Consider the following 5865-nt stretch of genomic DNA (forward strand, 5'->3'; position numbering starts at 1 on the left):
GACCCACGGGCCGAACCGTCCGGTGCGCAGGCCCGCGGACTCGGCACCGCCGCGCAGCCTCCCGATGCCGCGCACCAGGGCTCGCCGCGTGGACACCGCGGTCACCGAGCTGCCGCTCATGAAGGCTGCCAGGGCGACCACGAGGCCGGCCACGAGCACCGCGCGCAGCGAGGTGCGCAGGAACCGCACGACGGTGTCGAAGACCGCCGCGGCCGCGTCGTGGGGCAACGTGCTCGGCACCGCGTCGAGGTAGAGCGGCCGGACGATCGCCAGTCCCAGGCCGAGCAGGAGCATCCCGCCCGCCACCCCCAGCCCGGAGGCCAGCGTCGCGCGCCGGTGGTTGCCGGCGACGTAGATGCCGATCCCCAGCAGCAGCAGCGCGATGACCGGCAGCCACGAGCCCAGGGTGTTGAGCAGGCTGTACAGGCCCTGGGCCTTGGTGACGCCCTGCGACTCGAACACCGTGAACGAGGCGTTGACGGCCGGGATGTTGTTGGCCACCGTGAAGCCCTGCGCGACGAGCTTCTTCTTCACGTCGTCGACGAACGGTCCGAGGTTGACGCTGACCTGACCGTTCTTGGAGCTCACGGCCCCGCCCTGCTGGCCGGACAGGACGTTGACCATCTGCTGGTGGGCGACCGTGTTGGCCTGCGTCCAGGCCTCGGCGAACGCCGGGCTGGCCACGATCTTGGCCACCTGGTCGTGCACGAAGCCCTGCACGCCGTTGCTGATCGGCTGCTCCAGGGCGTGAAGCCGGGTGGCCAGCTCCGGTGGCACACCCCGCGCCTGCAGCGCGTCGAGCAGCTGCGAGGTCAGGCCGGGCACGTTGACGTAGGTGAACACCTGCTTGGTGACCGCATCGGTCACGGCGGCCTGCACGTCCGGGTTGTGCGCCAGCGGGGCGACCGTCTCGACGTACCTGCTGGTGTCGGAGACCTCGCGGTTGGCCCAGACGGCCAGCACCGACAGCGGCGCCAGCAGCGAGCCGAGCACGATGAGCAGGCCGGCGACGAAGGCACGCCACCGACGCGGGCGTGGGGCCGGCGTGGCGGACGGCGCGGTCCCCGGCGACGCGGCGCGCGCCGAGGCCAGCTCCTGCTCCAGCGACGCGATGCGCGCGTTGAGCCGGGCGACCTCCTGGTCCTGCGGCGGACGACCCGCCGGTGCGATGGGTTCGGACACGCGGTTCCCTCCGTCGGTGCAGGCCCTGCCCTCTCCTCCGAGCCTCACCCCCCGGCGGCCGGTCTCGCCTCCCTCAGTGCGGATGACTCGTCCCCGGTCGCCGCGGCCGGCGCCTGCCCGTCGTCCACGCCCTGCCGGTGGCCGAGGTCGCGCAGCCAGCGGACCAGCTGGTGGTGCACCGCGTCGGCGCCGCGCAGCGGGGCGTCCTGCACCGGCCAGGCCGCCGGGTGCAGCAGCACGGCCTGCGTCTGCCACCCGCCGAGGCCGCCGTGGTTGCCGACGAGCTCCTCGAACGCCGCCACCTCCCCGGTGCCAGGGTCCATCGCGCTGTTGAGCACCAGGTCCCCGACGTGGTCGAGGCGTGCGTGCCGCAGCACCTCGCGTGGCGCCGCCTCCCCGAAGGGAGCCAACGGGTCGCGCCCCTCCACCCGGTCCTCCTCCAGGTATCGCGTGCCGTCCCGTCCCAGCGCGACCAGCCCGTGGGCCCGGGTCTGCACGACCACGTAGCCGATCCCGGGGTGGGCGACCAGGGCCGGCAGCAGCCCGGGCCACGCAGCCTCGACCTCCTCCCGGGTCATCCGCCCGGGGTGACCCGGGAACCACACCATCGACAGGTTCCCCGAGGCGATCACCACGACGTCGGACGCGCCGGTCTCCCCGGGTCGGTCCGCCGTCCCGCCGGCACCGTCGTGGCTCGCCCCCTCGAGGTGCACCTCCTCGTCGACGGAGCGGTGCCGCAGGGCCCGGCGGACCGCGTGCCCGGTGGCGCCGCCCTGGCTGCCCACCTGGGACAGGAACGTGTTGGCCGGTCCGGCGGTCTCCTCCACCCCGGTGGCCGCCATCACGGACGTGCTCCCGGCGCCGGCCTCCATCAGCCCCCGGACCAGCTCCTCCAGGGTCTGCCCGTGCCGCTGCCGGAAGGTGGCGCCCTGGCTCTGCCCGTGGTCGGAGAGCACGACGAAGGCATAGGGGCGCGGCGCGTGCGTGGCGGCGGACTCCAGGACCCCGAGGAGCTGGTCGAGCCCGGCGAGGGAGGCCATCGACTCCGGCCGGGTCGGACCCGCGTGGTGGGCGATCTCGTCGTAGTCGGTGAAGTCCGTGTAGACCGACGGCGTGCCCGCCATCATCTGCTCCACGATGAGCCCGGCGTTGAGGTCGCGCAGGAGCACGTTGGTCACGGCCCGCAGCAGCACGTAGGACCCGTGCCGGTCGATCCGCGGCTCCACCCCGCGCTGCCGCTGGCGCTGCGCCTGGAACTTCTCCTTGACCATCTCCGCGACGGACAGCACCAGGGACCGGCACAGCCCGTAGGGGTTGGTGAAGAACGCCGCGTAGCCCCGGGAGGGACCGCGCCGCCGGACGGCCCGGCGGGCGTCCTGCCCGGTCACCGCGCTCATCGTGAGCAGGGCGGTCGGTGCGTCACCGGTGAAGATGTTGGAGATGCTGGTGCCGCCGTCGGCCAGCAGCCCCCGGCCGTCGGTGAGCCGTTGCTGGATCACGTGGGCGTCCTTGGGCTTGCTGGCCACCATCAGCGCGCCGTTCTCCTTCTCGTACCACCGGAACGCCGGGACCTGCGCGCTGGCGCCGTGCAGCAGCCCCGCCTGGCTGGCCGGCGTCGTGGACGGCAGCTGGACCTGCCACTCGGTCAAGGCGTGCGTGCCGGTGCGCACCCACCGGGTCATGGTGGGCAGGTTCCCGCTGCGGATCCCCCACTGCAGCAACGGCGCCGCCAGCCCGTCGATCTGGATGAACACCACGCCGGGCACCGAGGTGACGGTCACCGACCCGGCGGCCGGCCGGGACTGGGCCAGCAGGTGCGACAGGAAGGCGGTGTCGTCACCGGCCGAGCCGACCCAGCTGGCGGTCGTGGTGAGCAGGGCGAACAGCCAGGAGCCCCAGAACGCCGGCCAGAAGCCCGAGACGGTGATGCCCGGGCTGAGCACCAGCGCCAGGGCGAACAGCGCCGCCTCGGCGAACACCCCCGCCAGGAGCACCCCCACCCAGCCCAGCAGGAGCGCGAAGGAGGTCACCAGCGGTCGCAGCAGCGCGGTCAGCACGCCGAGCAGGGCAGCGGCCACGAGCACGTCCCACCGCGTCGAAGCACTGAGCCCCGGCACCACCCAGATGGTCAGCGACAGGACCAGCCAGGCCAGGAGCAGGTCGACGAGCATGCGCCGGACCTCGGTCCAGGAGGTCAGCCGCCGTCCCCGCAGCAGCCGCCACCCGACCCGTGCGCGGGAGCCCGCGCCCCTGGCGCTGGCCTGGGGTTCCTCCATGCCGGGGCCCTGCCTTCCGGTGCGGCGGTGCTGCGGCTCCAGCATCGGCGCACGCCGTGCCGGGGCGCCTCATCCTGCGGGGACACCTGTGCGGCGCCCGGCTCATCCGCGCGGGAGGTCGTCACCGCAGGCGCCCGCGACCGAGACTTTCAGGGACGGTCGAGCGCTCCGGGAGGACGGCATGAACCCACGGACGTACGAGGTCCGGGTCAGCGGGGTGATCCCGCCGGAGCTCGTCGAGGGCCTCGACGTGGCCGAGGTGTGCGCGGAGCCGGTGCGCACGGTCATCCGCACCGCCCCGTCCGACCAGGCCGCCCTGCTGGGCCTGCTGGAGCGCCTGCGCGCCCTCGGGGTCGAGCTGCTCGAGGTGCGCCAGCTGCTGGAGGACACCTCCCCCACCCCCTGACCGACGGCACAGGTATGCCGCGCCGCCCGGTGGCGACGCGGCATACCTGTTATGCCACAAGGGGACCCGACCGCGGTCAGGACTCCTTGAGCTCCCCGCCGTGCACAGCCAGGGCGTAGATCACCAGCACGTCGACGGTGATGATCGTGATCGACCACAGCGGGTACGCCGCGATGAACGCCAGGTTGACGATGGCGCTCAGGCCGGCGGTGAGGATGCCGACGATCCGGGCCCACATCCTGCCGGCCATGACGGCGAACCCGGCGGCGACCAGCACGAGGCCGATGAGGAGGTGCACCCATCCCCATGCGGCGATGTTGACGTGCACCACGAGCCCGCTGCTCTTGACGAGCAGGTAGTTCTGGTTGAACAGCGCCGTGAGCGCCTCAATGATCTGGAACGCGCCGACCATCATCATCATGATGCCGGCGAAGTACGCCCAGCCCACCCAGCCCGTGGTCGGGTGCTCGCTGATCGGGCCGCTCGAGGAGGCATGCTGAGGCATCCCCGCCTGCGTGCTCGACGCGCTCGAGAAGTTCGACATGTCGCTCATCGCGATCCTCCGGTTGTTCGCGGCTCACCCGAGTCCCGGGTCGGGCCTGTTTCTGCTCTTCCACGCTCGCCGGGAGGCCGGTCGCCCACATCATGCGGAGCGGATGATCGGTGCCGGGCAGCCCGGCGCCGGTTCAGAGCCGTGACTCGGCGCCGTGCACCGCCACGGCGTAGATGACGATGACGTCCAGGGTGATCACGGTCAGCGCCCACCACGGGTTGGCCGGGATGAAGGCCAGGTTGGCCACAGCACTGAGGAACGCCACGACGATGGCCACGGCCCGAGCCCAGGCCTGCCCGGCCAGCAGCCCGTAGCCGGCGGCGATGAGCAACAGCCCGAACAGGAGCTGGATGATCCCCCAGCCCGTGTAGTTGATGTGCACCGCGAGGGCCGTGCTCGCGACCGAGTAGTAGGCCTTGTTGAAGAAGGCCACCATCGCGATCATCACCTCGATCGCGCCGAGCGTGATCATCGTGATGCTGGCGAACACCACCCAGCCCACCCACTTCGTGGGGGTCGGGGTGACACCTGCATGCGCGTGGGCCATCTCCTGCTCCTTCCCTCTCCGGGCGGCACGCGCCGCGCGGGACGGTCCTGCCGTCCCGTCCACGCTCACCCACCGGCGCCCCGGACAGATCACTCCCTGCGGATGACGCGTGCGCCCGGCCCGGACGATGCCATGGACCCCGAGGGGCGAGACCGTCTCGTCGCCGCAGTCAAGGGAGCAACATGAGCACGCTGATCGCCATCGGGTACCCCGACGAGACGACCGCCACAGCCGCCGGCGACAAGGCCGAGGAGCTGGCCAAGGAGCTGATCATCCAGCCCGATGCCATTGCGGTGATCCGCCGGGACAAGCAGGGCAAGTACCACGTCACGACGAACCACAACCCGGTTGCAGGCGGGACGACGTGGGGCATGTTCTGGGGGCTGCTGTTCGGGATGCTGTTCTTCGTGCCGTTCCTCGGCATGGCCCTCGGTGCGGGCCTCGGCGCCCTCATGGGCAAGGTCGAGAAGGTCGGCATCGACAAGGAGTTCGAGAAGCAGGTCAAGGACATGGTGCAGCCCGGCACGTCCGCGCTGTTCCTCGTGATCGAGCACGCGACGCCGGACAAGGCCGTCGAGGCCATGGCGCCGTTCGGCGGCAAGGTGCTGAAGTCCTCGCTGTCCAAGGACGCCGAGAAGGAGCTGCAGGAGGCCCTGCACGGGCAGGCTGCAGCCGACGCCTCGGCCGCCACGCCCCAGACCCCCGTCACCGCCTGACCCGCACCTCCACGGTGGCCGCGGCGCCCGCCGCGGCCACCGTCGCGTGCGCCACCCACCGTCACCGGCGCGGGCGCGGCACCGTCACCACACCGCCCGAGAGGGACGTTCCTCAGGCTTGGGGCATGGCGGTTTCAAGCGGCTGATGCAACGAGGAGCTCGTTCAGCTTCTGGGCGGGATTCTT

Annotated in this window: 7 protein-coding genes; 3 read left to right on the top strand and 4 right to left on the bottom strand. The window is 72.1% G+C overall.

Annotation, left to right across the window (positions count from 1 at the left end; genetic code table 11):
• Both VF825_RS18440 and VF825_RS18445 read right to left on the bottom strand, forming a co-directional pair.
• A partial coding sequence (locus VF825_RS18440; RefSeq protein ID WP_331116113.1) for a hypothetical protein occupies positions 1-1182 on the bottom strand: 1182 nt, incomplete at its 3' end.
• Between the two features lie 44 nt (positions 1183-1226).
• Complete coding sequence (locus VF825_RS18445) at positions 1227-3458, bottom strand: phage holin family protein (RefSeq protein WP_331116115.1); 2232 nt, start codon at positions 3456-3458, stop codon at positions 1227-1229.
• A gap of 181 nt (positions 3459-3639) precedes the next feature.
• Here VF825_RS18445 and VF825_RS18450 point away from each other — a divergent pair, with 181 nt between their 5' ends.
• Positions 3640-3864 (top strand): hypothetical protein, encoded by a 225-nt coding sequence (locus VF825_RS18450; RefSeq protein ID WP_331116117.1) that lies wholly within the window; start codon positions 3640-3642, stop codon positions 3862-3864.
• 76 nt (positions 3865-3940) lie between these two features.
• On the opposite strand, the gene VF825_RS18455 is transcribed toward VF825_RS18450, so the two are convergent.
• Entirely contained in the window at positions 3941-4369 is a 429-nt protein-coding gene (locus VF825_RS18455; protein WP_331116119.1) for a DUF7144 family membrane protein, read from the bottom strand.
• A gap of 10 nt (positions 4370-4379) precedes the next feature.
• Here VF825_RS18455 and VF825_RS18460 point away from each other — a divergent pair, with 10 nt between their 5' ends.
• Positions 4380-4562: a hypothetical protein gene (locus VF825_RS18460; protein ID WP_331116121.1), complete on the top strand. Its 183-nt coding sequence runs from the start codon at positions 4380-4382 to the stop codon at positions 4560-4562.
• Here VF825_RS18460 and VF825_RS18465 read toward each other — a convergent pair.
• Positions 4551-4964 carry a DUF7144 family membrane protein gene (locus VF825_RS18465; RefSeq protein ID WP_331116123.1) on the bottom strand — a complete coding sequence of 138 codons (414 nt, stop codon included), beginning with the start codon at positions 4962-4964 and terminating at the stop codon, positions 4551-4553. The genes VF825_RS18460 and VF825_RS18465 overlap by 12 nt on opposite strands.
• Positions 4965-5146: 182 nt before the next feature.
• Between VF825_RS18465 and VF825_RS18470 the strand changes: the two genes are divergently transcribed.
• Positions 5147-5680 (top strand): DUF1269 domain-containing protein, encoded by a 534-nt coding sequence (locus VF825_RS18470; RefSeq protein WP_331116125.1) that lies wholly within the window; start codon positions 5147-5149, stop codon positions 5678-5680.
• The last annotated feature ends 185 nt before the right edge of the window (positions 5681-5865 follow it).

This window comes from Oryzihumus sp., assembly GCF_036391795.1.
GTDB lineage: Bacteria > Actinomycetota > Actinomycetes > Actinomycetales > Dermatophilaceae > Oryzihumus.